The 24,897-nt window shown below is 43.9% G+C and carries 24 protein-coding genes; 20 read left to right on the top strand and 4 right to left on the bottom strand.

Annotated elements, in window-relative coordinates; all coding sequences use genetic code 11:
• Positions 1-86 precede the first annotated feature (86 nt).
• Positions 87-1,109: a gapA transcriptional regulator CggR gene (gene cggR / locus G4P54_RS17495; protein WP_024713483.1), complete on the top strand. Its 1,023-nt coding sequence runs from the start codon at positions 87-89 to the stop codon at positions 1,107-1,109.
• A 46-nt stretch (positions 1,110-1,155) separates the two neighbouring features.
• On the top strand, positions 1,156-2,163 hold the full coding sequence (gene gap / locus G4P54_RS17490; protein ID WP_024713484.1) for a type I glyceraldehyde-3-phosphate dehydrogenase: 1,008 nt from the start codon (positions 1,156-1,158) through the stop codon (positions 2,161-2,163).
• A gap of 112 nt (positions 2,164-2,275) precedes the next feature.
• Here the strand turns inward: gap and G4P54_RS17485 are convergent, their stop codons facing one another.
• Positions 2,276-2,482, bottom strand: coding sequence for a hypothetical protein (locus G4P54_RS17485; protein WP_240939682.1), 207 nt, complete (start codon positions 2,480-2,482; stop codon positions 2,276-2,278).
• Here G4P54_RS17485 and G4P54_RS17480 point away from each other — a divergent pair.
• The 14 genes from G4P54_RS17480 (at position 2,481) to G4P54_RS17415 (ending at position 18,075) form a co-directional block, all read left to right on the top strand.
• Positions 2,481-3,665 carry a phosphoglycerate kinase gene (locus G4P54_RS17480; RefSeq protein WP_024713485.1) on the top strand — a complete coding sequence of 395 codons (1,185 nt, stop codon included), beginning with the start codon at positions 2,481-2,483 and terminating at the stop codon, positions 3,663-3,665. The two genes, G4P54_RS17485 and G4P54_RS17480, sit on opposite strands and share 2 nt — an antisense overlap.
• Before the next feature lie 30 nt (positions 3,666-3,695).
• Complete coding sequence (gene tpiA, locus G4P54_RS17475) at positions 3,696-4,457, top strand: triose-phosphate isomerase (protein WP_167873363.1); 762 nt, start codon at positions 3,696-3,698, stop codon at positions 4,455-4,457.
• Positions 4,450-5,985 (top strand): 2,3-bisphosphoglycerate-independent phosphoglycerate mutase, encoded by a 1,536-nt coding sequence (gpmI, locus tag G4P54_RS17470; protein WP_167873362.1) that lies wholly within the window; start codon positions 4,450-4,452, stop codon positions 5,983-5,985. The genes tpiA and gpmI overlap by 8 nt, the downstream gene beginning before the upstream one ends.
• Before the next feature lie 28 nt (positions 5,986-6,013).
• Positions 6,014-7,306 carry a phosphopyruvate hydratase gene (gene eno / locus G4P54_RS17465; protein ID WP_007409956.1) on the top strand — a complete coding sequence of 431 codons (1,293 nt, stop codon included), beginning with the start codon at positions 6,014-6,016 and terminating at the stop codon, positions 7,304-7,306.
• 179 nt (positions 7,307-7,485) lie between these two features.
• The gene (locus tag G4P54_RS17460; protein WP_167873361.1) at positions 7,486-8,763 is read left to right on the top strand and encodes a M20/M25/M40 family metallo-hydrolase; all 1,278 of its coding nucleotides are present in this window, start codon (positions 7,486-7,488) and stop codon (positions 8,761-8,763) included.
• A gap of 262 nt (positions 8,764-9,025) precedes the next feature.
• Positions 9,026-10,360, top strand: coding sequence for a nucleotide sugar dehydrogenase (locus tag G4P54_RS17455; protein ID WP_167873360.1), 1,335 nt, complete (start codon positions 9,026-9,028; stop codon positions 10,358-10,360).
• A 9-nt stretch (positions 10,361-10,369) separates the two neighbouring features.
• Entirely contained in the window at positions 10,370-11,539 is a 1,170-nt protein-coding gene (locus G4P54_RS17450) for a DegT/DnrJ/EryC1/StrS family aminotransferase (RefSeq protein ID WP_240939789.1), read from the top strand.
• Complete coding sequence (locus G4P54_RS17445) at positions 11,536-12,465, top strand: NAD-dependent epimerase/dehydratase family protein (RefSeq protein WP_167873359.1); 930 nt, start codon at positions 11,536-11,538, stop codon at positions 12,463-12,465. Before G4P54_RS17450 ends, G4P54_RS17445 begins: the two co-directional genes overlap by 4 nt.
• A complete protein-coding gene (locus G4P54_RS17440) occupies positions 12,431-13,675 on the top strand; it encodes an aminotransferase class V-fold PLP-dependent enzyme (protein WP_167873358.1) in 1,245 nt (414 codons plus the stop codon). Before G4P54_RS17445 ends, G4P54_RS17440 begins: the two co-directional genes overlap by 35 nt.
• A 16-nt stretch (positions 13,676-13,691) precedes the next feature.
• Positions 13,692-14,573: a GNAT family N-acetyltransferase gene (locus tag G4P54_RS17435; RefSeq protein ID WP_167873357.1), complete on the top strand. Its 882-nt coding sequence runs from the start codon at positions 13,692-13,694 to the stop codon at positions 14,571-14,573.
• Positions 14,546-15,304 (top strand): WbqC family protein, encoded by a 759-nt coding sequence (locus G4P54_RS17430; protein WP_024713495.1) that lies wholly within the window; start codon positions 14,546-14,548, stop codon positions 15,302-15,304. Before G4P54_RS17435 ends, G4P54_RS17430 begins: the two co-directional genes overlap by 28 nt.
• Positions 15,267-15,944 carry a PIG-L deacetylase family protein gene (locus tag G4P54_RS17425; RefSeq protein WP_167873908.1) on the top strand — a complete coding sequence of 226 codons (678 nt, stop codon included), beginning with the start codon at positions 15,267-15,269 and terminating at the stop codon, positions 15,942-15,944. Before G4P54_RS17430 ends, G4P54_RS17425 begins: the two co-directional genes overlap by 38 nt.
• Before the next feature lie 3 nt (positions 15,945-15,947).
• A complete protein-coding gene (locus G4P54_RS17420) occupies positions 15,948-16,865 on the top strand; it encodes a sugar phosphate isomerase/epimerase family protein (RefSeq protein ID WP_167873356.1) in 918 nt (305 codons plus the stop codon).
• A complete protein-coding gene (locus G4P54_RS17415; RefSeq protein ID WP_167873355.1) occupies positions 16,843-18,075 on the top strand; it encodes an MFS transporter in 1,233 nt (410 codons plus the stop codon). Before G4P54_RS17420 ends, G4P54_RS17415 begins: the two co-directional genes overlap by 23 nt.
• A gap of 45 nt (positions 18,076-18,120) precedes the next feature.
• Here the strand turns inward: G4P54_RS17415 and G4P54_RS17410 are convergent, their stop codons facing one another.
• A complete protein-coding gene (locus G4P54_RS17410) occupies positions 18,121-18,588 on the bottom strand; it encodes a GNAT family N-acetyltransferase (protein ID WP_081719763.1) in 468 nt (155 codons plus the stop codon).
• Between the two features lie 119 nt (positions 18,589-18,707).
• On the opposite strand from G4P54_RS17410, the gene G4P54_RS17405 reads away from it, so the two are divergent.
• Positions 18,708-20,525: a zinc ribbon domain-containing protein gene (locus G4P54_RS17405; protein WP_167873354.1), complete on the top strand. Its 1,818-nt coding sequence runs from the start codon at positions 18,708-18,710 to the stop codon at positions 20,523-20,525.
• 40 nt (positions 20,526-20,565) lie between these two features.
• Here the strand turns inward: G4P54_RS17405 and G4P54_RS17400 are convergent, their stop codons facing one another.
• Complete coding sequence (locus G4P54_RS17400) at positions 20,566-21,264, bottom strand: zinc ribbon domain-containing protein (RefSeq protein WP_167873353.1); 699 nt, start codon at positions 21,262-21,264, stop codon at positions 20,566-20,568.
• Positions 21,265-21,605: 341 nt separating this feature from the next.
• Here G4P54_RS17400 and G4P54_RS17395 point away from each other — a divergent pair, with 341 nt between their 5' ends.
• Positions 21,606-22,241, top strand: coding sequence for an NAAT family transporter (locus G4P54_RS17395; RefSeq protein WP_081719764.1), 636 nt, complete (start codon positions 21,606-21,608; stop codon positions 22,239-22,241).
• Positions 22,242-22,259: 18 nt separating this feature from the next.
• On the opposite strand, the gene opcR is transcribed toward G4P54_RS17395, so the two are convergent.
• Positions 22,260-22,817 carry an opuC operon transcriptional regulator OpcR gene (opcR, locus tag G4P54_RS17390; protein ID WP_167873352.1) on the bottom strand — a complete coding sequence of 186 codons (558 nt, stop codon included), beginning with the start codon at positions 22,815-22,817 and terminating at the stop codon, positions 22,260-22,262.
• A 263-nt stretch (positions 22,818-23,080) separates the two neighbouring features.
• Here opcR and opuCA point away from each other — a divergent pair, with 263 nt between their 5' ends.
• Both opuCA and opuCB read left to right on the top strand, forming a co-directional pair.
• Positions 23,081-24,220, top strand: a complete 1,140-nt coding sequence (gene opuCA / locus G4P54_RS17385) for an osmoprotectant ABC transporter ATP-binding protein OpuCA (RefSeq protein ID WP_167873351.1) — start codon at positions 23,081-23,083, stop codon at positions 24,218-24,220.
• A gap of 22 nt (positions 24,221-24,242) precedes the next feature.
• Positions 24,243-24,896 (top strand): glycine betaine/carnitine/choline/choline sulfate ABC transporter permease OpuCB, encoded by a 654-nt coding sequence (gene opuCB / locus G4P54_RS17380; RefSeq protein WP_024713505.1) that lies wholly within the window; start codon positions 24,243-24,245, stop codon positions 24,894-24,896.
• The last annotated feature ends 1 nt before the right edge of the window (position 24,897 follow it).

The raw sequence follows: 24,897 nt of genomic DNA, 5'->3' as shown, positions 1-24,897 counted from the left end.
TAATTTTTTTTGGCTATGATGGGACGTTTTTTGTCATAGCGGGACATATAATGTCCAGCAAAAAAAGGAAGGAACGTTTGAGTCAGATGAACCAGTTATTACAAGCTCAAAAAAAATTATTGCCTGATCTTCTGCTCGTTATGCAAAAGAGGTTTGAAATCTTGCAGTATATCAGACTGACAGAACCCATTGGGCGAAGAAGCCTGTCTGCCAGTCTCGAAATCAGCGAACGTGTGCTGAGAGGCGAGGTTCAGTTTTTAAAGGAACAGAACCTGGTCGATATCAAAACAAACGGCATGACATTGACAGAAGAGGGCTATGAACTGCTTTCCGTTCTGGAAGATACGATGAAAGATGTTTTAGGTTTGACTCTTTTGGAAAAGACATTAAAAGAACGTTTAAATCTTAAGGATGCTATTATTGTGTCCGGTGACAGCGACCAATCCCCATGGGTCAAAAAAGAAATGGGAAGAGCGGCTGTCGCGTGTATGAAAAAAAGATTTTCAGGCAAAAATATCGTCGCTGTAACAGGCGGTACGACAATCGAAGCTGTCGCCGAAATGATGACGCCGGATTCTAAAAACCGCGAGCTTTTGTTTGTGCCTGCAAGGGGCGGTTTGGGCGAAGACGTGAAAAACCAGGCGAACACCATATGCGCGCATATGGCGGAAAAGGCTTCAGGCACTTACCGGCTTTTGTTTGTTCCGGGACAGCTGTCACAAGGCGCCTATTCATCTATTATTGAAGAGCCTTCTGTCAAAGAGGTGCTGAATACCATTAAATCAGCGAGTATGCTGGTTCACGGAATCGGCGAAGCTAAAACTATGGCTGAACGGAGAAACACACCTTTAGAAGACTTAAAGAAAATAGATGACAACGACGCGGTGACAGAAGCGTTCGGCTACTATTTTAACGCGGACGGCGAAGTGGTCCACAAAGTGCATTCTGTCGGAATGCAGCTGGATGATATAGACGCCATCCCCGATATTATTGCGGTAGCGGGCGGATCATCAAAAGCCGATGCGATCGAGGCTTACTTTAAAAAGCCCCGCAACACGGTTCTTGTCACAGACGAAGGAGCCGCAAAGAAGTTATTAAGGGATGAATAATCCCTCAATATAAATATCTCTCACTTATTTAAAGGAGGAAATAATCATGGCAGTAAAAGTCGGTATTAACGGTTTTGGTCGTATTGGACGTAACGTATTCCGCGCAGCATTAAACAATCCTGAAGTTGAGGTAGTAGCGGTTAATGATTTAACAGATGCTAACATGCTTGCTCACCTTTTACAATATGATTCCGTACACGGAAAATTAGACGCTGAAGTTTCAGTTGACGGTAACAACCTTGTTGTTAACGGAAAAACAATTGAAGTTTCTGCAGAACGCGATCCTGCTAAACTTAGCTGGGGCAAACAAGGCGTTGAAATCGTAGTTGAATCTACTGGTTTCTTCACAAAACGCGCAGACGCTGCGAAACACTTAGAAGCTGGCGCGAAAAAAGTAATCATCTCTGCTCCTGCTAACGAAGAAGATATCACAATCGTTATGGGTGTTAACGAAGATAAATACGATGCAGCTAACCACGATGTTATCTCTAACGCATCTTGCACAACAAACTGCCTTGCGCCGTTTGCAAAAGTACTTAACGACAAATTCGGCATCAAACGCGGTATGATGACAACTGTTCACTCTTACACAAACGATCAGCAAATCCTTGATCTTCCGCACAAAGACTACCGTCGTGCGCGTGCAGCAGCTGAAAACATCATCCCAACATCAACTGGTGCTGCTAAAGCAGTTTCTCTAGTTCTTCCTGAACTAAAAGGCAAACTGAACGGCGGAGCAATGCGTGTTCCAACTCCAAACGTTTCTCTAGTTGACTTGGTTGCTGAACTGAACAAAGATGTAACAGTAGAAGAAGTAAACGCAGCTCTTAAAGAAGCAGCTGAAGGCGATCTTAAAGGAATTCTTGGCTACAGCGAAGAGCCATTAGTTTCTGGCGACTACAACGGAAACAAAAACTCTTCTACAATCGATGCTCTTTCTACAATGGTTATGGAAGGCAGCATGGTAAAAGTAATCTCTTGGTACGATAACGAAAGCGGCTACTCTAACCGCGTTGTTGACCTTGCAGCTTACATCGCAAAAAAAGGTCTTTAATTTATAGCTGAAAAAAGGACCTGACTTGGTTCTTTTGTATAGAAGCGCTATAATGAAAGCGGACAAGGGAAGGGGACGGACTCCCTTTCCCTTTTTCCATGAAGACCGGCTTTCAGAAAACGTTCTGTGATAGAGAAACGACCGCTTTTTCAGCAGCTTTGCCGGCGCTTTCGACTAAGGCCGCTGCCCTGGCTTTTAGACGAACTGCCCTGTGCCGAAAAAGACTGTCGATCTGCCCTGGCGGCGTTAGCGCTTGATCAGACGGTTTCACGTTTTTCGTGCTGTATGCAAACCATTTTGAAGGAGGATCTCCTGGCATGAATAAGAAAACTCTCAAAGACATCGACGTAAAAGGCAAAGTTGTATTCTGCCGCGTTGACTTTAACGTTCCAATGAAAGACGGGGAAGTAACAGACGATACACGTATCCGTGCTGCGCTTCCAACAATCAAACACCTTGCAGAACAAGGCGCGAAAGTCCTTCTTGCGAGCCACTTGGGCCGTCCGAAAGGCGAAGTGGTTGAGGAGCTTCGTTTAACTCCTGTCGCTGCACGTCTCGGCGAACTGCTTGGAAAAGAAGTGAAAAAAGCGGATGAAGCTTACGGAGATGCTGTAAAAGCACAAATTTCTGACATGAAGGACGGAGACGTTCTTGTATTGGAAAACGTACGTTTCTACCCTGGTGAAGAGAAAAATGATCCTGAGCTTGCAAAAGCATTTGCTGAGCTTGCAGATGTATATGTAAATGACGCATTCGGTGCTGCCCACCGTGCTCACGCATCTACAGCTGGAATTGCCGAGCATCTGCCAGCAGTTGCAGGTTTCTTAATGGAAAAAGAGCTTGATGTACTCGGAAAAGCCGTTTCTAACCCTGACCGCCCGTTCACAGCGATCATCGGCGGAGCGAAAGTAAAAGACAAAATCGGTGTAATCGAAAGTCTTCTTGATAAAGTAGACAACCTGATCATCGGCGGAGGTCTTGCTTATACTTTCGTTAAAGCGCTTGGCTATGAAGTCGGTAAATCTCTTCTTGAAGAAGATAAAATCGAGCTTGCCAAATCATTTATGGACCGCGCGAAAGAAAAAGGCGTTAACTTCTATATGCCTGAAGATGTACTCGTTGCAGACGATTTCTCTAACGATGCAAACGTAAAAATGGTGCCGGTTTCTGAAATCCCTAGTGATTTAGAAGCAATCGACATCGGTACGAAAACACGCGAAACATATGCTGACGTTATCAAAAACAGCAAACTTGTTGTGTGGAACGGACCGATGGGCGTATTCGAAATCGACTTGTTCGCTCAAGGAACAAAAGCGGTTGCAGAAGCATTGGCAGAGGCGAAAGATACATACTCTGTCATCGGCGGAGGAGACTCTGCGGCAGCGGTTGAAAAATTCGGCCTTGCTGACAAAATGAGCCACATCTCAACAGGCGGCGGCGCATCCCTTGAGTTTATGGAAGGCAAAGAGCTTCCAGGGGTAGCTGCACTGAACGATAAATAATCTCAATACTGCTATAAGGAAGTGGAACAGATGAGAAAACCAATTATCGCCGGTAACTGGAAAATGAACAAAACACTCGGCGAAGCTGTCAGCTTCGTTGAAGAAGTGAAATCTTCCATTCCAGCAGCAGACAAAGCGGAAGCTGTTGTTTGCGCGCCAGCGCTTTTCCTAGAAAAGCTTACTTCTGCTGTTAAAGGCACTGACCTTAAAGTCGGCGCTCAAAACATGCACTTTGAAGAAAACGGCGCGTTCACAGGTGAAATCAGCCCGGTTGCTCTGAAAGACCTTGGCGTTGACTACTGCGTCATCGGACACTCTGAGCGCCGTGAAATGTTCGCTGAAACTGATGAAACAGTTAACAAAAAAGCACATGCTGCTTTCAAACACGGCATTGTGCCGATCATCTGTGTGGGTGAAACGCTTGAAGAGCGCGAAGCCGGCAAAACAAATGATCTTGTTGCTGACCAAGTGAAAAAAGGCCTTGCTGGTCTTTCTGAAGAACAAGTTGCTGCTTCTGTTATTGCGTATGAGCCAATCTGGGCAATCGGAACAGGTAAATCTTCTACAGCGAAAGATGCGAATGACGTGTGTGCGCATATCCGTAAAACCGTCGCTGAAAGCTTCAGCCAAGAAACTGCAGACAAGCTTCGCATTCAATATGGCGGAAGCGTAAAGCCTGCAAACATTAAAGAATATATGGCAGAGTCCGATATTGATGGTGCTTTGGTCGGCGGCGCAAGCCTTGAGCCACAGTCATTCGTTCAATTATTGGAGGAAGGTCAATATGAGTAAACAACCAGCTGCACTCATCATTCTTGATGGGTTCGGATTACGCAACGAAACAGTAGGAAACGCAGTCGCTTTAGCGAAAAAACCGAATTTTGACCGCTACTGGAACCAGTATCCTCATCAAACGTTGACTGCTTCAGGTGAGGCTGTAGGCCTTCCTGACGGACAGATGGGGAACTCCGAGGTAGGTCACTTAAATATCGGTGCGGGACGTATTGTGTACCAAAGCTTAACACGCGTAAATGTTGCCATTCGCGATGGAGAGTTTGAACGCAATCAAACATTCCTTGACGCAATGAACAACGCGAAAGAAAATAACAAAGCCCTGCACCTGTTCGGCCTTTTATCAGACGGCGGTGTGCACAGCCACATCAACCATTTGTTCGCATTGTTAAAGCTTGCGAAAAATGAAGGACTGACAAAGGTTTACATTCATGGTTTCCTTGACGGCCGCGATGTAGGTCCGCAAACAGCGAAAACTTATATCAAGCAGCTGAACGAACAAATCGAGGAAATCGGTATTGGGGAAATCGCCAGTGTGTCCGGACGCTACTACTCAATGGACCGCGACAAACGCTGGGACCGTGTAGAAAAAGCGTACCGCGCAATGGCATACGGCGAGGGCCCGACATACCGCAGCGCAATGGATGTTGTTGATGATTCCTATGCGAACGGAATTTATGATGAATTCGTCATTCCGTCTGTCATCACAAAAGAAAACGGTGAACCTGTTGCGAAAATCCAAGACGGCGATTCTGTGATTTTCTATAATTTCAGACCGGACCGCGCCATCCAGATTTCCAACACGTTCACAAACAAAGACTTCCGCGATTTCGACCGCGGCGAGAATTATCCGAAAAACCTGCATTTCGTTTGCCTGACGCACTTCAGTGAATCAGTTGACGGCTATGTAGCGTTTAAACCGATAAATCTTGATAACACAGTCGGAGAAGTATTATCTCAGCACGGATTAAAACAGCTTCGAATTGCAGAAACTGAAAAGTATCCGCACGTCACGTTCTTTATGAGCGGCGGCCGTGAAGCTGAATTCCCGGGTGAAGAGCGTATTCTCATCAACTCGCCTAAAGTTGCAACGTATGACTTGAAGCCTGAAATGAGTGCGTATGAAGTGAAGGACGCGCTTGTCAAAGAAATTGAAGCTGACAAGCATGACGCGATCATTCTGAACTTCGCAAACCCTGATATGGTCGGCCACTCCGGAATGGTTGAACCAACAATTAAAGCAATTGAAGCAGTGGACGAATGCTTGGGCGAAGTCGTTGACGCGATTCTCGCTAAAGGCGGACACGCAATCATTACCGCTGATCACGGTAATGCTGACATTCTGATTACAGAATCAGGCGAACCGCACACTGCGCATACGACAAACCCTGTCCCTGTGATTGTGACGAAAGAAGGCATTACGCTGCGTGAAGGCGGAATCCTAGGCGACCTTGCACCAACGTTATTAGACCTTCTCGGTGTTGAAAAACCGAAAGAAATGACAGGAACATCTTTAATTCAAAAATAATTTGAAATCAAAAGGAGAGACAAAACTCATGCCATACATTGTTGATGTTTATGCACGCGAAGTATTAGACTCCCGCGGCAACCCAACAGTTGAAGTTGAAGTATATACAGAAACAGGAGCGTTCGGCCGCGCATTAGTGCCAAGCGGAGCTTCTACAGGTGAATACGAAGCAGTTGAGCTTCGTGACGGCGACAAAGACCGTTACCTTGGAAAAGGCGTGTTAACAGCTGTTAACAACGTAAACGAAATCATTTCTCCAGAGCTTCTTGGCTTTGATGTAACTGAACAAAACGCAATCGATCAGCTTTTAATCGAGCTTGACGGAACTGAAAACAAAGGCAAACTCGGTGCGAACGCAATCCTTGGCGTATCTATGGCTTGTGCACGCGCAGCTGCTGATTTCTTACAGATTCCTCTTTACCAATACCTTGGAGGATTCAACTCAAAAACTCTTCCTGTACCGATGATGAACATCGTAAACGGCGGAGAGCATGCTGATAACAACGTGGATATTCAAGAATTCATGATCATGCCTGTAGGTGCTCCTAACTTCCGTGAAGCACTTCGCATGGGCGCTCAAATCTTCCACAGCTTGAAATCAGTTCTTTCTGCTAAAGGAATGAACACAGCTGTAGGTGATGAAGGCGGATTCGCTCCAAACCTTGGTTCTAACGAAGAAGCGCTTCAAACAATTGTTGAAGCAATCGAAAAAGCCGGCTTCAAACCTGGCGAAGAAGTGAAACTTGCTATGGATGCTGCATCTTCTGAGTTCTACAACAAAGAAGACGGCAAATACCATCTGTCTGGCGAAGGCGTTGTGAAAACATCTGCTGAAATGGTTGACTGGTACGAAGAAATGGTTTCTAAATACCCAATCATCTCTATCGAAGACGGACTTGACGAAAACGACTGGGAAGGCCACAAGCTTCTTACTGAGCGTCTTGGCAAAAAAGTTCAGCTTGTCGGTGACGACCTCTTCGTTACAAACACGAAAAAACTTGCTGAAGGTATTAAAAACGGCGTAGGCAACTCTATCCTGATCAAAGTAAACCAAATCGGTACATTGACTGAAACATTCGATGCGATCGAAATGGCGAAACGCGCAGGCTACACTGCTGTTATCTCTCACCGTTCTGGTGAAACTGAAGACAGCACAATCGCTGACATCGCTGTGGCAACGAACGCAGGACAAATCAAAACAGGTGCTCCGTCTCGTACGGACCGTGTTGCGAAATACAACCAGCTTCTTCGCATCGAAGACCAGTTGGCTGAAACTGCTCAATACCACGGTATTAACTCTTTCTACAACTTGAACAAGTAATAAATTGACCGCCGAGATGTTCTCGGCGGTTTTTTTATGCAAACTTTCCTAGCGCTATTCTTATTCTCCTTCTATTTCATTACCTTGATTTGGTAATTAGTATTCATTTTATTGCTTTTTAAAGGAATCAATACTGCAGAACCGAAAAGATAGGAGTGAATAAGAGGAGGAATGTGAAGATGAAAATGATATTGATGTCAGCAGCACTGGCCGGAAGCGTTATATGGGGAGCTTCAGCTGCACAGCTGAACGAGTCGCAGCCTCATTCCGTTTCAGAAAAGACTCCGTTGTTTGATGAAGAGCATGCATATGAAACCATTCATGAGCTTAGTGAAGTCATAGGGCCGAGAGAAACAGGGACAGAGAAAGAAAAGGAAGCGGCATCATACATATCAAAACGGCTTCAAGATGAGGAATTAACTGTCCGCACTCAGCCATTTCATGTGAAAACATATTTTTCTGGTTCAGTCATGGCTGGGGATCACGAGTATCCAATACGCTCAGCAGATAAGACCGCTGTTGAAAAGGAAGAAAAATTAGAGGCTGGCATCTTTGACGGTGGCTATGGGCTAAGCCTTGAAGTAAAAGAAGCAAAAGGAAAAATTGCCGTTATCAGAGAGGGAAAAATATCAGTAGCTCAAAAATTAAAAAACGCCCAAGATGCTGGCGCAAAGGCTGTCATTATTTATAACAGCAAGACAAAACCCCTCGCGATCCGTCCGATAAAACCAAAACAAATCACAATACCGGCAGCCGGGATGAAAAAAGAAGACGGAGAAGCTTTACTGAAAGAAAAGCAGGCTGTCATTCAATTTAAAAACTATCAAAACCGCACTTCACAAAATATAATAGGGACACGCAAAGCGCAGCATACAAAACACCCGGATATTCTTTATGTAACGGCCCATTATGACACAGTTAAAGGTGCACCAGGGGCTGATGATAATGCATCAGGCACATCTGCTGTTCTGGAAATGAGTAAGCAAAGCAAGGATCTTCCCAAAAACAAAGAAATCCGTTTTATCTTATTCGGAGCTGAAGAGCTGTGGTCAGCGGGTTCCTCATATTATGTCAGTACGCTTACTTCAGATGAAATCAAACACAGCCGTGCGAACTTTAACGCTGATATGATTGCAACTGATTGGAAAGAAGCCAGCCAATTGTATATAACCACTCCGGATGGCAAAAAGAATGCAAGTGTCAATTATGCGGTACATGCTGCTCAGAAGGCACAGCTTGAAGCACCTCGTCTCACACAGCTCGGATACTCTGATCATGTATCATTTTATGAAGCGGGCATCCCTTCAGCTAATTGGATTTGGCTCAGTCCGGATAAACAAGAGCCTGGGTCATGGTATCACACTGAAAATGATAATATAACACATATCAGCAAAGAAAGATTGAAGGAAGCGGGAGAGCTCTTGCTATCTGCTGTAAAAGAGGCAAATATGAAATAAAAAACAGGCTCCGGCCTGTTTTTTTTACTTTTCGGTATATTCTTTCAATTGAGGGAGATTTTCTCACCAATTCCCTAATAAATACCTTATCATAGGTACGTAATATACCAATTACCATCAAAAGGCATTATTATGGCCTACCGAATAAAAGGATACAAAACTCATTTACCGTTTTTTTACTTTTGATATAATAGCTGTATCGATCGATAATTGTTTAATTTTGTAAAAAAATATCCTTTTCTATCTTATAGGAGGGCCAAAAATGAATCCTGTCACAAAAGAAGCTCGAAACCTCGGTCATAAGCGGCTTTTAGAATTGATTGAAACAAAACAGGCTGTCGTAGGTGTATTGGGGATGGGATATGTGGGATTTCCTCTTGCATTGGAATGTGTCAATAAAGGATACAGCGTCATCGGCTTCGATAGAAACAGTGAAAAAGTTTCTTTGCTGAAAGACGGACACAGCCATATTCGGGATATAGACGATAACCAATTAAAAGAGGCGCTGCACACAGAGCGTTTTCAAGTGAGTGAAAATATGTCTCTCATTGAACACTGCGACATCGTTGTGATATGCGTTCCGACACCTTTGAACAAAAAAGACAAAATTCCCGATCTCAGCTACATAGACAGTGCGGTTGACACCATGCTGGCTTATGGAAGGCCAAATCAGCTTTTAATTTTAGAAAGTACAACCTATCCGGGGACAACCAAACAAAAAATTGCTGATCGAATGGCATCAGGGCGGCAGGTGAACATAGGCTCCGACTTTTTTATCGCTTATTCTCCTGAACGAATCGATCCTGGAAACAGCCAATATGAAGTCGCCGATATCCCTAAAGTGGTCGGCGGAATGACCCGGAATTGCACAAAACTTGCCTCAGCGTTTTACAACACCATCGTTACAAGCGTTCATCCAGTAACCTCACCAGAAGTAGCAGAAACAGCTAAACTCCTAGAGAATACCTACCGTTATGTAAATATAGCTCTCATTAATGAAATGGCACTCAATTGCCGAGAACTCGATATTGATATATGGGAAGTGATCAATGCGGCAGACACGAAGCCGTTCGGGTTTCAAAAGTTCAGCCCCGGCCCTGGCGTAGGCGGCCATTGTATACCGATTGATCCTTTTTATTTTAAATGGATAGCCAATCAAAAGGGATTGCAGACAAAGCTGATTGATCTAGCGGATGAAATTAATTCTGAAATGCCGTTTTCAGTGTCCGACTATGCCATGAAGCTGGTTGATAAAGAACAATGCAGTATTTTATTAATAGGCGCCGCTTATAAAAAAAATACCAATGATTCTCGTGAGTCTTCTGCATTTGCAATTATCGGCGATCTAATGAAAAAAGGATGCACGATAGATTACTATGATCCATTTATCAGTGAAATCCGCTTAGAAGACGGCAGCACCAAGCACTCCGTTCCTTTCACGAAGGAGCAGGTCAATCAATATGATGTTGTCATTATCCATACTGATCATGATGATATCAATTACAGCATCTTGCGGGATGCAGATCCTATTATTTTTGATACCAGAAATATTTGCAGAGAAAAAATGACTGACTATGCAAACCTTGTCACACTATAGGAGGGAACGATCATTAGTAAACAATTTATCTCATTCCACAGACCTGATATCACAAATGAAGAACTGGAAACTGTAGCCGAAACGATCAAGTCAGGGTGGATTTCAAAAGGTCCGAAGGTGATTGAATTTGAAAAAAAGCTGGGCGAATATTTAGGCGCTGAGCACGTCATCAGCTGTAATTCAGGAACGGCAGCTTTGCATATGGCATTGCTTGCACTCGGTGTAGGAGAAGGCGATGAAGTCATTGTTCCAAGCTTCACGTTTTGTTCAAGTGTAAACGTCATTTTGCATGTCGGAGCAACCCCGGTTTTTGCCGATATTTGCGAGGGCGATTTATGTATAGATCCGGAAGATGTCAGACAAAAACTTTCTCCGCGCACAAAAGCGGTCATTGCGGTTCATTTTGCAGGTTATCCGGCAAATTTGGATGAGCTTAGCGGCATATGCAAGGAACATGGGCTGTATTTGATTGAAGATGCCGCTCACGCGTTAGGGACCAGGTATAAAGGAAAGATGATCGGCACGCATGGAGATGCCGTATGCTTCAGCTTTTATGCCACCAAAAATATAACGACGGGAGAAGGGGGAGCTCTGATTCTTCAGGATGAAGCAGCGGCCGAGAGAGCAAGACTGTATGGCTGGCACGGCATTACTAAAAATGCTTGGAACCGCTACGGTGAAAAGGGCAGCTGGCGATATGATGTTTTGCTTCCCGGCTTTAAGTACAACATGACAGACATTCAAGCTGCGCTTGGGCTCATTCAATTGAAACGTGCTGCTGAGATCCAAGAAAAACGCACAAGAATCGCAAACTACTATGCGTCTGAGCTTATCAATCAATCAGAAAGAGCAGCACTTCCTTTGACAGACATTCCAAGCCACATCACTCACTCTTGGCATCTGTTTATTCTTCGGGTGAAAAAACGCGGGGAAATGGAGCGAGACCAGTTTATTGAAAGTATGAAAGCGAAACATATTGGCTTGAGTGTCCATTTCATTCCTGTGCATATGCATCCCTACTATAGAGAGCATTTTCCCGCAAAGCTGCCGGTAACTGAACGCATCTTTTCTGAAATTGTATCATTGCCTCTTTATAGCCAATTATCGAAGGAAAATTGTCAATATATCGTTCAATCCATTAAAGAAGTTTTATCTTTAAGCCAGGAGGTTGGATCATGAAACACATTGCTATCTTAGGCGGAGCGGGTTTTATAGGAAGTGAATTAGCAAGGTTATTAGAGAATAAGGGTTATCATACGATCATCGCTGATCAAAAAAAGCCGGATTTTCAGGCGGAATTTCGGCAAACAAATATTTTAGACCGGCAATCGCTTCGGGAATCATTGAAAGGAGCGGATGCCGTCGTTCATTTAGCGGCAATGGTCGGGGTAGACAGCTGCCGCAGCAATGAAGAAGACGTGATCAAGGTGAATTTTGAGGGAACGAAAAACGTAACCGAAGTATGCAAGGAGCTAGGGATCAAGACGCTTCTTTTCTCCTCCAGTTCAGAGGTATTCGGGGATTCACCCGATTATCCGTATACGGAATTGAGCAAGAAGCTCCCAAAATCCGCTTATGGAAAAGCAAAGCTGAAGTCGGAGGAATATTTGAAAGAGCAGGCATCAGACTCGCTGCATGTCAGGGTTGTCCGGTACTTTAATGTATACGGCCCGAAGCAGCGGGAGGACTTTGTGATTAACAAGTTCTTCAGTTTTGCTGAAGCTGGCGAGGAGCTTCCTCTTTATGGAGACGGCGGCCAAATCAGATGCTTTAGCTATATTAGTGATATCGTGAACGGAACATATCTGGCACTTGTGCACAAAGGCAGTGCTTTTGAAGATTTCAACATAGGAAACGATCTGCCAATCAGCATAAAAGGATTGGCAGAAAAAATCAATGTGATGACAGGCAGGAAGAAAGAGAATTACACCTTTAAAAAGCTGGGTGAGGATGGCGTGCGGAGTAAAGACATTGAAATTTTCAAGCGTGCTCCCTCGATCGAGAAGGCAAAGCGCCTGCTTGGATATGCTCCTAAAGTTCACCTTGAGGAAGGCCTGAGGATGATTAAAGTTGAAAGACAAAAACAAAAACTTCCATTATCCTGAAAATCCGAAACAGATCAAGTTTCCCATTTATGCGGGTCAGCTTTCAGGCAGAAATCTTTTCCCGGCAGTCACACATTTCATCTCAGCTAAAAGAACAACGTTGGCAGAAAAATTGGAAAAACGCTATGGAAAGGGTATCGAATTAACTTCAAGCGGCAGTGCGGCATTAGTGCTTGCACTGGCGTTTTCCGGAGCGGGTCCTGGAAAAGAAGTGATTTTTTCATCATTCAGCTGTCCGAATGTCATTGATGCTGTGCTTCAATCCGGAGCCTCGCCGGTTTTTGCCAATCTGGATGATGATTTGTCCCTATCCTTTGAAGATGTCAAAAACAAAGTGAGCGAGAGGACATGCGCTGTCATTTTGACACATGTATACGGCCGGAAGGAAAACATGAAACTTATTGAGTGGGCGAAAGAGAAGCGCATTCGTGTCATCGACGATGCCGCTCAGGCTATGTTTACAAAACAAGCCGGAACTTTTGCAGGCGGATTGGGGGATTTCGGCATCTTGAGCTTTGGGCCGTCAAAGCCTCTCAGCAGTATAGGGGGCGGAGCGTTAATCGCTCGAAAAGAGGTTCTGGAGAAAAACGGCAGGCTGCCGATGGAACAGCGAAAGCAAGTCAATGCTGATTACTATGCTTATATGAGACAGCAGCGAATACAGGTTTTGATGAGATCTAGGACTCTGTCTTTCTTATTGAGAAAAATGGGTGTTCAGACTTCTATGAAAACGAGCAAGCTTGAAGTCCTTCCGAAAACACCTGCTACTGTCCCTTTATTGCGAATGCATCCGGTGAGACAAGCTATGATCGAATACCAGCTGTCAAAGATGGAGCGGCTGGTGAAAGACTCATCTAGAAATTTGGAGACTGCAAAATGCATTTTTGCGCAGGCAGAAGAGTTATACGGGATCAAGATGATACAGCCGCAGGAGGGAGAAAGCCTGAACTATTTGACAATCGTCTTTCCTCATGAAGGCCAAAGGTACGACTGCTCCGCTTATTTAGCGGCAAAAGGGATTCAAACCTGCTGGAACTACCTTCCCCTTCACCTTATTCCGCTGTATCAGCCTTATTCACGGCAAGAGGATGAACATTCTCTTTGGAAAAGGGTTCTTTCACTGCCGTTCAAACCGCCTCTAGGTACAGAGCAGGTGAAGTATATTGCTGAAACTGTTTTAGCGTATGCAGAGCAAAAGAATAAGAAATGAATGTTGGTGATATATTGTGCAACACACAGCGAATTTGGTAACTCGTCAAGCATGGGATCGAGCCTCTGGCATATTTCAGACTGGATTGTTTCAAAGCTATGATTGGGGGAAGCTCATGGAAGAGCTCCCCAATACCTCGTTTCACCCCATTAAGCTGATATCGGACGGCGGGCAGGTGATATATGTTCCGGTGTTTGAGCAGAATGGCTTGCTCAGCGGGAATATGATCGGTTACGGCGGTGTCATTTCAGACCGTCCGATTTCATTTGAATGGCTGCAAAGTGAAATCATGGCTTTATTTGGACAGAAATTATCGCGGCTCCTGCTTCCGCATGGCCAAACTTCATTCATCGAAGAAAAGGGAGAACAATGGGCGGAGAAAGCCACACATATATTGACGCTTCCCGATACATTTGAAGAGCTATGGACAAACTGTTCGGGAAAAGCTCGGACTGCCGTCAGATATGCGGAGAAGAAAAGCGTGTCCGTCCGCTTAATCGGACAGGAGTTGATACCTGAATTTTACGAACTGTATAAGGCGCATACAGCAGCTATCGGCGCAGCTTATATGCTGAGTCTGGATTTTTTTCAAAAGCTGCTAGAAAGCCTTGGAAGGCAAGTCTTTTGGGTAGGGGCATTTCTTGAGAGTGAAATGATCAGCAGCAGTATTTTTCTATATGACCATTCCCATTTCTATTATTGGCAAAATGTAAACAGCCCTGCCGGAAAAGAAACGCAGGCCTCTTATTTGTTAATGCGCAACGCTTTATCATTCGCCATCGGCAAGAAACTGCAATGGGTTGATTTTGGATATTCTCATAGTAAAGAAATTGCCCGACCGAAACGATATTGGGGAGCTGAAGAGAAACGATGTCGACATTTCACAGAAGCGGAGTAAAGGTGGTAAGCGGCCATCAATCCAGTTATCTCCCATGGTATGGTTTTTTTGAAAAAATCTACAAATCAGATGTATTTGCGATTCACGATACAGCCCAGTTTGAGAAAAAGGGATTTCTCAATCGGAACAGGATTAAAACATCCCAAGGCCCGATGTGGCTGACTGTTCCTCTGCAAATGAAAAATTACAAGGATATCAGACTTCGTGATATGAAAATCGATCAAGAACAGGACTGGCGGAAGAAACACTGGATGGCGATTAAAATGAATTATGCGAAAGCTCCCTATTTCGAGGAATATCAAATGTTTTTTAAAGATGTCTATCAGCGGGAATGGGAGTACCTTCATGATTTAAATATGTTCATCATTGATTTTTTTCTGCGGGAACTTCGTATATCGACGCCAATTTGCTATGTGTCGGAGCTTGAATGCCAAAATGAAAAAAAGAGTGATTTTGTGCTCGCGCTTTGTAAGGAACTTGGGGCTGATCACTATTATTCAGGCAGCCAAGGATCAGACTATTTAATAGAAAGTGATTTTGATAAAAGCGGAATTACAATCGAATACCAGCAAATCAGAGCCATACAGTATCCACAGCTGTTCGGGGAGCACATTCCTCATCTCTCTATGCTTGATATGCTTATGAATTGCGGAGCGGATATTTCCGAAACGTTAATTAAAGGGGGACAATATGATGAAAGTAATGGTATTTGCGGCGCACCCGGACGATGAAATTATCGGCGTCGGCGGAGCATTGGCGAAACATGTCCGCCAAGGAGACAGTGTGTCGGCTGTCATTATGGCTGAAGGTAAATCGTCTAGAAAAGAAGATTATGAAAAACCTTGTGATTCGATCATGCAGCATTCCTATAGTGAGACGGAACAAGCGCTTAGCACGCTCGGCATAAGCGATTTTGTCAGGTTGAATCTTCCTGATAACAGGCTTGATTCAATGGATTTGCTAGATGTCGTAAAAGAAGCAGAAAAACAAATTGAACGGTTTCAGCCCGATATCGTATATACACAATACGGCGGTGACATTAATATTGACCATGCTGTCGTATTCAGAGCGGTGATGACAGCAACCCGCCCGCTTCCGGGTCATTCCGTAAAACAGGTTCTCGCATACGAAACGTTATCCTCGACTGAGTGGAACTACTTGAATAAGGATCAATTCCATGCAAATTTCTTCATTAATATAGAAGAAGAGCTTGAACTGAAGCTGAAGGCTATGGCGTTCTATGATTCAGAGCTGAGGGATTTCCCGCATCCGCGATCCTTGCAAGCGATAGAAAATAACGCGTACGTATGGGGAGCAAAATCGGGTTTTTCTGCAGCAGAAGCATTTATGCTTGTGAGAGGGACGTGGTGACGGATGATTGCGCAAATACCGTTTTTCGGGTTAGACCCGAAGCAAATCGATAAAAAGTGGGTCGAAGCAGGATACGGTCTTGAAGCCAACATCTTCGACGGAAAATCGTTTGAAGAAACCGATTATGTGAAAACTTTTAAGCGGGCACTTGATTACACAAAACAGCTTGAGCCGTCATTATTAACGCTTCATTTTCCCACCGACAATGCGGATTATGTTCACAAAGCGCATATAAAGGACCGTCTGCTGCAATTTGCAGAGCTTGCGGATATGTACGGCGCTAAGGGCATCACTGTTCATGCCAATCAGTTTATGTCCGTTGAAGAATTCCAAGGCTATGATTTAGAAGGAAACCGGAGAAAAGTCATTGAATTTTTTGCTGCGTTTGATGATGAACTGAAGGGCACGGATATATGGATTGGAGTCGAAAATCTGCCGATTATCGGGAATTTGGGCGAAGACTTTGACCCGATATTTATTTATCCCGAGGATTTTGAGGAACTGATTCAGCTCGGATTAAAACATGTCGGCATTACATGGGATCTGTGTCATTGGGCCATTACCTATCAGACACATCTGTCATCATCACTTATGTTCAGGGATGAAAAACTGAGATACCCTGATTTTTTTCAGTTTCTTAGCTTACAGGAAAGCATAAAACATTATCATTTCAGTTCGTTTCGCCAGCTAGCCTTCCCGCATGGCGATGTCCGCTGTTTTGAAGGGAGCCATCCTGCGGAGGGAACGATTAATGAATCGTTGCTCAGACAAGCAGCGGAGAAGTTAAAGGAAATACACCGCGATGACGGCACGGGTATCGTATTTGAAGTGATGGAAGAGGACTATACACAAAGAAAAGAATCATGGAGAACATTAGAATGGTTCGGCGGTGCTTCTGATGAAGATCAAAAAACGACGTGATTCGGCATATCGAACACCAAATTATGCAAGGCTTTGGTCTGCACAAGTATTTTCTTCTGCGGCGGATGGCGTCTGGCTTATTGCGCTTCCGCTCCTTGTGCTCGATTTGACCGGAAGTAAAATATTAGTCGGAGTGATTTCTTTTATCGAGCTTGTTCCCCTGACCTTCGGAATGTTTACAGGTCCCTTAATTGATTCTTTACGAAAAAAATCGATATTGTATTTGTGTAATACCGGAAGGGCAGTCATCATGATTCTTTTGGCAGTCCTTAGCGCGAACGGTTTGTTAACTGTATGGATCATTGGTGTATGCGCATTTTGTTTATCGCTGCAATCAATGCTCTTTTCCCCGGCGAAAGTGGCGCTTATTCCGCTGCTTGTCCCTCAGAAACATCTCGATCAAGCAACTTCTTTAATCAATACAAGCGAGCTTATTGGCCTGATCGTTGGAAAGCTGATCAGCGGCGTTTTGATTGCGGCGATTCCGTTTGGGCTGCTGTTTTTCATTAATGGGACCGCATTTTTTGTATCCGCTGTATTTATTGCTTTTATTCGAATTTCAGAATCTGCCGGCCTAAAAAGCAAAGGGGCAGAAGCCCTTAAGACAGGGTACAGAATGCTGAAAAGCAACTCATCTTGGATGACTGCTGTCGGTTATTTTTTTATCGTGAATCTTGTCATTGCCGGGTTTATTTCTGTAATGGGGCCGATTCTTGCAGTGGAACGTTTTCATGAGAACTATTCCGTATGGTTCGCCATCATGTATTCAATGTTTCAGGGCGGGATGCTCTTAGGGAATCTGGCTGTATTTTTCAAGTGGAATACCAAGCGGCTAGAACGGCTCTATCCCAGAACGTTAACAGCGGTAGGACTGCTCATGATGTTTTTGTTTTTTTCGCTTAACGGGCTGGAATGCGCCATTTTTTTAGTGCTGGGCGTCATCATTTCCTATATTGATGTGCAAACGGTTCTGTATTTTCAAAAGACGGTTCCGACTGAATACTTCGGGAGGATATTCGCGCTTATTTTTTCTATCGTAAAGATGGGAGAACCTCTATCAGCAGCTGCTTATACAGTGCTTCTTGTGGTTATGGACGCTGATTATATTTTTCTGGCTGTCGGTCTGACCCTCACGCTTACTTTTTTCATACTGTCAGTGAGACAGGGAATGCAGAGAGATGCCGGAAAAAAAGCGAATCAGTATTTTTAATTTCAATAGAAAAGAGCTGCCGATGATCATACGGCAGCTCTTTTATTAAAGATCCAAATACAGCCTTACCATATCGCGGCATTGAATTCCGTTTTCAAAAATGTCCTCATCATAATGTCTGACAAAGAAATCGTGGTCAATCGCCTGAAGGCGGAATCCGCATTTTTGGTAGAGAGACAGCTGATGAATGCTGGAATTCCCCGTGCCGATTTCAATCGTATCCGCACCCAGCTCCTTTGCCTTTTCGATGGCGTCTCGTACAAGCTGTTTGCCAAAGCCCTTCTTCTGAAGAGATTCTTTTACGGCAATATTTACAATTTCAACTGTTTGCGGCCTTGTTTTCAGCAATACATAAACACCTGCAAGCTCATCACCGGACCAAGCCGTGTAACATTCTCCTCTCTCAAGATATTCGTCTACAATGTCTTTGGACGGATCGGCGAGCAGCAATAAGTCGTATAATTCGTCATTTGTTTTTTTAGCTAATTGAACCCTAAGCTTTTGCATATTCATTCCACCTTTTTAGTCTGATAGACATTTAATTTTTTCATTCGTTCCCAATTTCATTCTGTTTTATTATAAAATATGAAAAGCAGTAAATGTCATCAAAATAGTAGAATAGGAGGAAAGTCATGTTTTTTTGTAAATATTGCGGCTCTCAAAATAATGAAGGAGCCAAGTTTTGTAAAGAATGCGGCACCCCGATTGGAGGGGGCAGCAGACAGGCAAATCAAGAAACAGCAAGCACTGCTGAATCGAGGCAGGTTCCGCGAAAACCCATCCCTAAGAAAACCATCATTTTATGGAGCAGCATTGCCGCAGCGTGCGTTATATTATTCGCTGCATATAAAACCGGGGCGTACTTTACGTCAAAGGATAGGTTAGTCAACAAATTTGAAGAGGCTGTAAAGAATGAGGATAAAGAGCAAATCGCCTCTCTCCTTACGCCGGTAAATGACAAACTTAAGCTGACTAAAAATAATGTAAAACCGTTTCTTACATATTTGAAGGAACACCCGGACAAAAAAGATGAGCTATTTGCATCGCTGCGTGCTGAAACAGCCCAAAAGGATATCGTATACGCGGAGAAAGACGGAAAAAGCTTGCTCGTATTTGATCATTATGATTTAAAGGTAGCACCTGTTTATTTTGAAGTAAGCAGCAATTATAAAAATACCGATCTATATGTCAATAAAGAGGAAGCCGGATCTATAAAGAAAGCGGATCAAGCACAAACTCTCGGACCATATATTCCCGGCGAATATACAGTCTCAGCCAAACTGAAAAACGATGTCGTCGATCTTGTGAAAAAAGAAGACATTCAAGCGGTTGGCGATAACAGCTTTCGTGTTGATCTCTCATTGGAAGCGGACAATGTCACATTCAGCTTAGCGGATGACATTAAGAGCGGGAAGGGAGAGTTGCTGATTAATGGCAAGTCGATTCATAAAGATCCGTTCAAATCCGTCACATACGGTCCTCTTCTGACAGATGGATCCATGACGGCTTCAGTCGAGGCGGAATTCCCATGGGGGAAATCAAAAACAGCGGGCGTTCCGATCGATCATAAAGAAATGGAGTTAACGTTAATTCCTGATCAAGATACACAAGAAACGATTATGAACACGATTGTCAAAACAACAAAACAGTACTCCAAAGCGCTGTCAGATGGGAATACAGCCCAGATGACAGAGGCCAGTGCCAAATGGAAAGCAGAAACGAAGGATACCGTCGATTCTATGAAAAATACGGATTCCTACTTAAAAGATAAATACTTAGAAACTGATTTTGACCTGGACACGTTTGCGCTCTCTCAGAAAAACGATGGGACGTGGCAGGCATCGGTAACTGGGAAAGAACTTCACCAGTCTTCTTCGTACAGCGACTATTCAAAACCAGAAATGACTGATGACAGCCCAAGTTACGAATATCTCCTTTCATATGATAAAAAACAGAAAAAGTGGATGTTCGAAGATGCAGAATCAACATTCGAATCTGCCGGTACAAATATAAAGAAAATCAAAAATGACAAACCTGAGACGTACACATCCGCTTGGGCAGGCTCCAAAAATAAAGACAGCGAAAGCTCAGCAAGCGGTGATGTGACAGATGAACAGGTCACATTATTCATGGGCAGTTATCTGCAAAGCCAGGCAGATGCCGTAAACCAAAATAATTTTTCATTGATGGAAGACAGCCTGGAAAAAGGCAGTTCCCTTTATTCCGACCAGCAGCATCTCGTAACGAAGCTGAATAAAGAGGGGACAACAGAAGACTTTAATAACTATGAAGTGAAAAGCTGGAGCCAAAATGGATCGGCTATCACGATTAAGACGTATGAAGAATTCTATATCACAAAATCAGGCGGTAGTCCAAAGCTCAGAACGTATAATTGGACCTATACCGGCGTAGTGAAAAACAAAAGAATTTACTTAACCTCAATTCAATAAAAACACCCCCCATTACCAGCAGGTGATGGGGGGTGTTTTTTTAAAAGAGCATATAACGGAAAATCTCTTTGACATAGTGTTCGATAATGAGCTGAAATGTAACGCAGATGATCAAATAAATCACAATCGTTGAGTAAATGATATCAAATTTTCCTTTATATGAATGCTGGTAACTGCTCAGCATCGCAGGAGGGATGGCGAAGAATGCACCGATTAAACCAACGGCTAATATGGTAAAGCAAATGTCTGTATGTAATAAAAAGAAGAAAAGGGCAAGAATCAAAATAGCCGTAAACGGTATGAGAAACGCTCCGAACCTGGAGAATGAATCCTTAAAAGAAACTTGATTTCCCGCGATTTTTAAGGCGAAAAAGATTAATGCATGCAAACCAAATAGAAATAAAATAAAATAAATGGTTGGCTCTAAGAAGACTGCTGTAAAGCTTACGCTTCCGGGACCGTCTGAAAAAAGAATATAAAACATCAAAGGGGTCAGCAAACTGAAAAGAACCAACGTGATGATCGCGCTGATCAGCTGTTCTCCGCCTGTTGTTTTACACTCCTGATAAGGGCGTTTCAGGACGGCCAAGACAAATGAACCAAATTGCTTTGCCGCTTGCTTTGCAGCAGCTCCGGTTTGCGCTGCCTGCTGCTGGCCTGATTGACCAGGGAGCGGCGATCCGCATTTCTCACAAAACTTTCCGCCATCTGTTTGATGGCCGCATTGAGGACAATACATAAAATAACTCCTTTACCTGTGTTATAGGGAAAATAGACTAATAGTTTTATTATAAAAGAAAAAAGTTGTAAAGTAACCAATATTCATACAAAAATGCCGCATAAAAAAGACACGAGTTCCATTTCAGCCGTGTCTTTTGTTATGGTCGTCATTTTCCGATATCAGAAAAACCCGGTATATCTGCTGTCATTTTTTAAACACTTCTGTATCCATCTTCCTGTCCAACTTATCACTCCCATTGCAGTATGGAGAGGCTATCAGCGTTTATAGAGAAATCATTTCCGGGTAAAGGGAGAAGAATATTTCTTTATCCTGTGCAAACACTAACAACAAGGAGGTTTATGATGTTCTCATTCATCGTTCATGTCTTCATTTCTTTATTTGCAGTATCCAATCCGATCGGAAACGTACCGATCTTTCTGACGCTGACTGAGGGCTATTCAGCTGCGGAAAGAAAATCGATTGCCCGGAAAGCATCGATTTTATCCTTTTTTATTTTGGCGGCTTTTTTGGTTTTCGGCCATCTGATCTTTAAACTGTTTGATATCAATATTCACGCGCTTCGGGTGGCGGGCGGCATATTCATTTTCGGCATTGCCTATAATCTATTGAATGCGAAACAGTCGCACGTGCAGTCTCTTCATCATGATGAACATAGGGAAAGCAAGGAAAAAGCGGATATTTCAGTCACACCTTTATCCATTCCGATTATTGCCGGGCCCGGAACGATTGCAACAGTGATGAGCCTTTCCGCCGGACATGGCGGCATTGGTCATTATGCGGCTGTCTTGATTGGCATAGCTGCTGTTATTGTCCTGACCTTTCTCTTTTTCCACTATTCTTCTTTCATCAGCAGCAAACTCGGGAAAACCGAGATGAACGTGATTACCAGACTGATGGGATTAATCTTAGCCGTAGTTGCGGTCGGAATGATCGGTGCCGGACTGAATGGCATGTTTCCGATCTTAAAATCATAATGCAAAAAAGCAGCTCCCTTATTTTAGAGAGCTGCTTTCTTTTGTTTTCGGCACATACTGAAAGATTTCCTCACTCTCAAAAAATTCAATCAGCCTGCTCAGCCAGTCATAGTAATGAAGCCATTCTTTTAATTCATTCAGCAGCTGATTGACCCGCTCTTCCGCTTCCGGGGTAAGCCCGTCCCTTTGTAAAAGATCAGTCAGCTCCCGGTTTAATTTTTTATACAGCACTTTGTTTTTGTTCACGGCCTTTGTCCAATTCGCCGCAAATAAAGAAATGAAGGTTTGATAATAATCCTGCTCGACGTCATAAAGGTCTTTTCGTACGCCCTTTTCAAACACCTTTTCGGCAATATTGGCGTCAATCATTTCACGGACAACCTGGCTCATCCGTGTTTTACTCATCCCCGTTGCCTCAGAGAGCTCGCTTAATGTCATCGGTTTTCGATTCATATAAATAATTCCAAGCACACGCCCGACAGTCGAAGGCATTCCAAACGTATGCATATTTTCGGCAATCTTCTCAATGAGATGCTCTTCAGCATGTTCAATGATGTTGAGAGCAGTTTTTTCCACACCGGATCATCCCTTCAAATGGCAATTGATGGTGTCAATATATCATATTCCTGCCAGTTGTTGAAAATAGCAGAATGTGGAGGAAGAGGGAGGTATCCGGCGTAATTGTAAGAACACCCTTTCTGTCTTAGTCATAACAATATATAACCTGTAAATAACATATAATTTCAACACATTGTAAACTTTTTATTTTATAAAGTTCAAACTATAATAAAGATTATACTTTTCAGAAAATTTAAAGGAAACCTGCGGAGGTGCACGGATTGCTGAAATTGGAGCAAGTGTCAAAAGTATATAAAGGCGGCAAAAAAGCTGTGAACAGCATTGATTTAGATATTGTCAAGGGTGAATTTATCTGTTTTATCGGCCCGAGCGGCTGCGGAAAAACGACGACGATGAAAATGATTAATAGATTGATTGAGCCATCGTCAGGAAAGATCTTTATCGACGGAGAAAATATTATGGAACAGAACCCGGTTGAGCTGAGGAGAAAAATCGGCTATGTCATTCAGCAAATTGGTTTGTTCCCCCATATGACCATCCAGCAGAACATCTCACTCGTGCCTAAACTGCTGAAATGGCCTGAAGACAAACGGAAAGAACGGGCGCGAGAGCTGTTAAAGCTTGTGGATATGGGCCCGGAATATTTAGACCGTTATCCCCATGAGCTCAGCGGCGGACAGCAGCAAAGAATCGGCGTGCTGCGCGCACTGGCCGCGGAACCCCCTCTCATTTTAATGGATGAACCGTTCGGAGCGCTTGATCCGATTACGCGTGATTCCCTTCAGGAAGAATTCAAAAAGCTGCAGAGAACCTTACACAAAACGATTGTGTTTGTAACCCACGATATGGATGAAGCGATTAAGCTTGCGGACCGGATTGTGATTTTAAAAGCGGGAGAAATTGTTCAAATCGGCACACCTGATGAGATTCTCAGGAATCCGGCAAATGAATTTGTTGAAGAATTTATCGGGAAAGAGCGTCTGATCCAGTCAAGACCGGATATCGAGCGGGTTGAGCAAATGATGAACAGAACACCTGTGACGGTATCGGCGGACAAAACGCTTTCCCAGGCGATTCAGCTGATGAGAGAAAAACGTGTCGACTCGCTGCTCGTTGTGGACCGGCAAAATGTGCTGATGGGCTACGTTGATGTGGAAATGATTGATCAAAACCGCAAAAAAGCGAGCATCGTTGGCGATGTATACCGCTCGGATATATATACCGTGCAAAAAGGAGCGCTTCTTCGTGATACGGTCCGGAAAATCTTAAAGCAGGGAATGAAGTATGTTCCTGTGGTGGATGAGGAGAACCGTTTAGCAGGAATTGTGACGAGAGCGAGCCTTGTTGATATCGTATACGATTCCATATGGGGCGAAGAAGACCAGCTCATGACGATCTGACCAGGGGAGGGGCTCTTTTAAGATGAATCAAATGATGACTTTTTTGCAAACAAACGGCGGAGAGCTGCTGTATAAAACAGGAGAGCATTTATATATTTCACTCATAGCCGTTGTATTGGGCATTATTGTCGCCGTGCCGCTCGGCGTCGCTCTCACTAGAATGAAAAAAGGCGCAGGCGCGATAATAGGCGTCGCAAACATTGTGCAAACCCTGCCGAGTCTGGCGATTTTAGCCTTTTTTATTCCGCTTCTCGGTGTAGGAAAAGTGCCTGCGATTGTCGCTTTATTTTTCTATTCGGTGCTGCCGATCCTGCGCAATACGTACACCGGTATCAAAGGGGTCAACAAAAATCTGCTGGAATCGGGCAAAGGGATTGGCATGACCGGCTGGGAGCAGATTCGGCTCGTCGAAATCCCGCTGGCGATTCCGATCATTATGGCAGGAATCCGCACGTCAACCATTTATCTAATCGGCTGGGCGACATTAGCGTCGTTTATCGGGGGAGGCGGTCTCGGGGATTATATTTTTATCGGCCTGAACCTGTATCAGCCTGAATATATTATCGGAGGCGCCGTGCCGGTCACCATTCTGGCCATTATCATTGATTACGTGCTGGCCGTGACAGAACGAAAGGTGACGCCGAAAGGATTGCAAGGGATGAAGGAAGTTTCGTAAG

It is taken from the genome of Bacillus tequilensis (genome assembly GCF_012225885.1).
Classification (GTDB): Bacteria; Bacillota; Bacilli; order Bacillales; family Bacillaceae; genus Bacillus; species Bacillus tequilensis.
Note: the sequence above shows the minus strand (reverse complement) of the source record. Positions and strands in the feature narration are given on the sequence as shown.

Bases quoted from the DNA above. Each gene is read 5' to 3' on its own strand.
- G4P54_RS17405 (WP_167873354.1), top strand. From the start codon at position 18,708: ATGTTTTTTTGTAAATATTGCGGCTCTCAAAATAATGAAGGAGCCAAG.
- gap (WP_024713484.1), top strand. From the start codon at position 1,156: ATGGCAGTAAAAGTCGGTATTAACGGTTTTGGTCGTATTGGACGTAAC.
- G4P54_RS17445 (WP_167873359.1), top strand. From the start codon at position 11,536: ATGAAACACATTGCTATCTTAGGCGGAGCGGGTTTTATAGGAAGTGAA.
- G4P54_RS17455 (WP_167873360.1), top strand. From the start codon at position 9,026: ATGAATCCTGTCACAAAAGAAGCTCGAAACCTCGGTCATAAGCGGCTT.
- cggR (WP_024713483.1), top strand. From the start codon at position 87: ATGAACCAGTTATTACAAGCTCAAAAAAAATTATTGCCTGATCTTCTG.
- G4P54_RS17430 (WP_024713495.1), top strand. From the start codon at position 14,546: ATGTCGACATTTCACAGAAGCGGAGTAAAGGTGGTAAGCGGCCATCAA.
- opuCB (WP_024713505.1), top strand. From the start codon at position 24,243: ATGAATCAAATGATGACTTTTTTGCAAACAAACGGCGGAGAGCTGCTG.
- G4P54_RS17420 (WP_167873356.1), top strand. From the start codon at position 15,948: ATGATTGCGCAAATACCGTTTTTCGGGTTAGACCCGAAGCAAATCGAT.
- G4P54_RS17460 (WP_167873361.1), top strand. From the start codon at position 7,486: ATGAAAATGATATTGATGTCAGCAGCACTGGCCGGAAGCGTTATATGG.
- G4P54_RS17415 (WP_167873355.1), top strand. From the start codon at position 16,843: ATGAAGATCAAAAAACGACGTGATTCGGCATATCGAACACCAAATTAT.
- tpiA (WP_167873363.1), top strand. From the start codon at position 3,696: ATGAGAAAACCAATTATCGCCGGTAACTGGAAAATGAACAAAACACTC.
- eno (WP_007409956.1), top strand. From the start codon at position 6,014: ATGCCATACATTGTTGATGTTTATGCACGCGAAGTATTAGACTCCCGC.
- G4P54_RS17400 (WP_167873353.1), bottom strand. From the start codon at position 21,264: ATGTATTGTCCTCAATGCGGCCATCAAACAGATGGCGGAAAGTTTTGT.
- G4P54_RS17425 (WP_167873908.1), top strand. From the start codon at position 15,267: ATGAAAGTAATGGTATTTGCGGCGCACCCGGACGATGAAATTATCGGC.
- G4P54_RS17480 (WP_024713485.1), top strand. From the start codon at position 2,481: ATGAATAAGAAAACTCTCAAAGACATCGACGTAAAAGGCAAAGTTGTA.
- gpmI (WP_167873362.1), top strand. From the start codon at position 4,450: ATGAGTAAACAACCAGCTGCACTCATCATTCTTGATGGGTTCGGATTA.
- G4P54_RS17485 (WP_240939682.1), bottom strand. From the start codon at position 2,482: ATGCCAGGAGATCCTCCTTCAAAATGGTTTGCATACAGCACGAAAAAC.
- G4P54_RS17395 (WP_081719764.1), top strand. From the start codon at position 21,606: ATGATGTTCTCATTCATCGTTCATGTCTTCATTTCTTTATTTGCAGTA.
- G4P54_RS17410 (WP_081719763.1), bottom strand. From the start codon at position 18,588: ATGAATATGCAAAAGCTTAGGGTTCAATTAGCTAAAAAAACAAATGAC.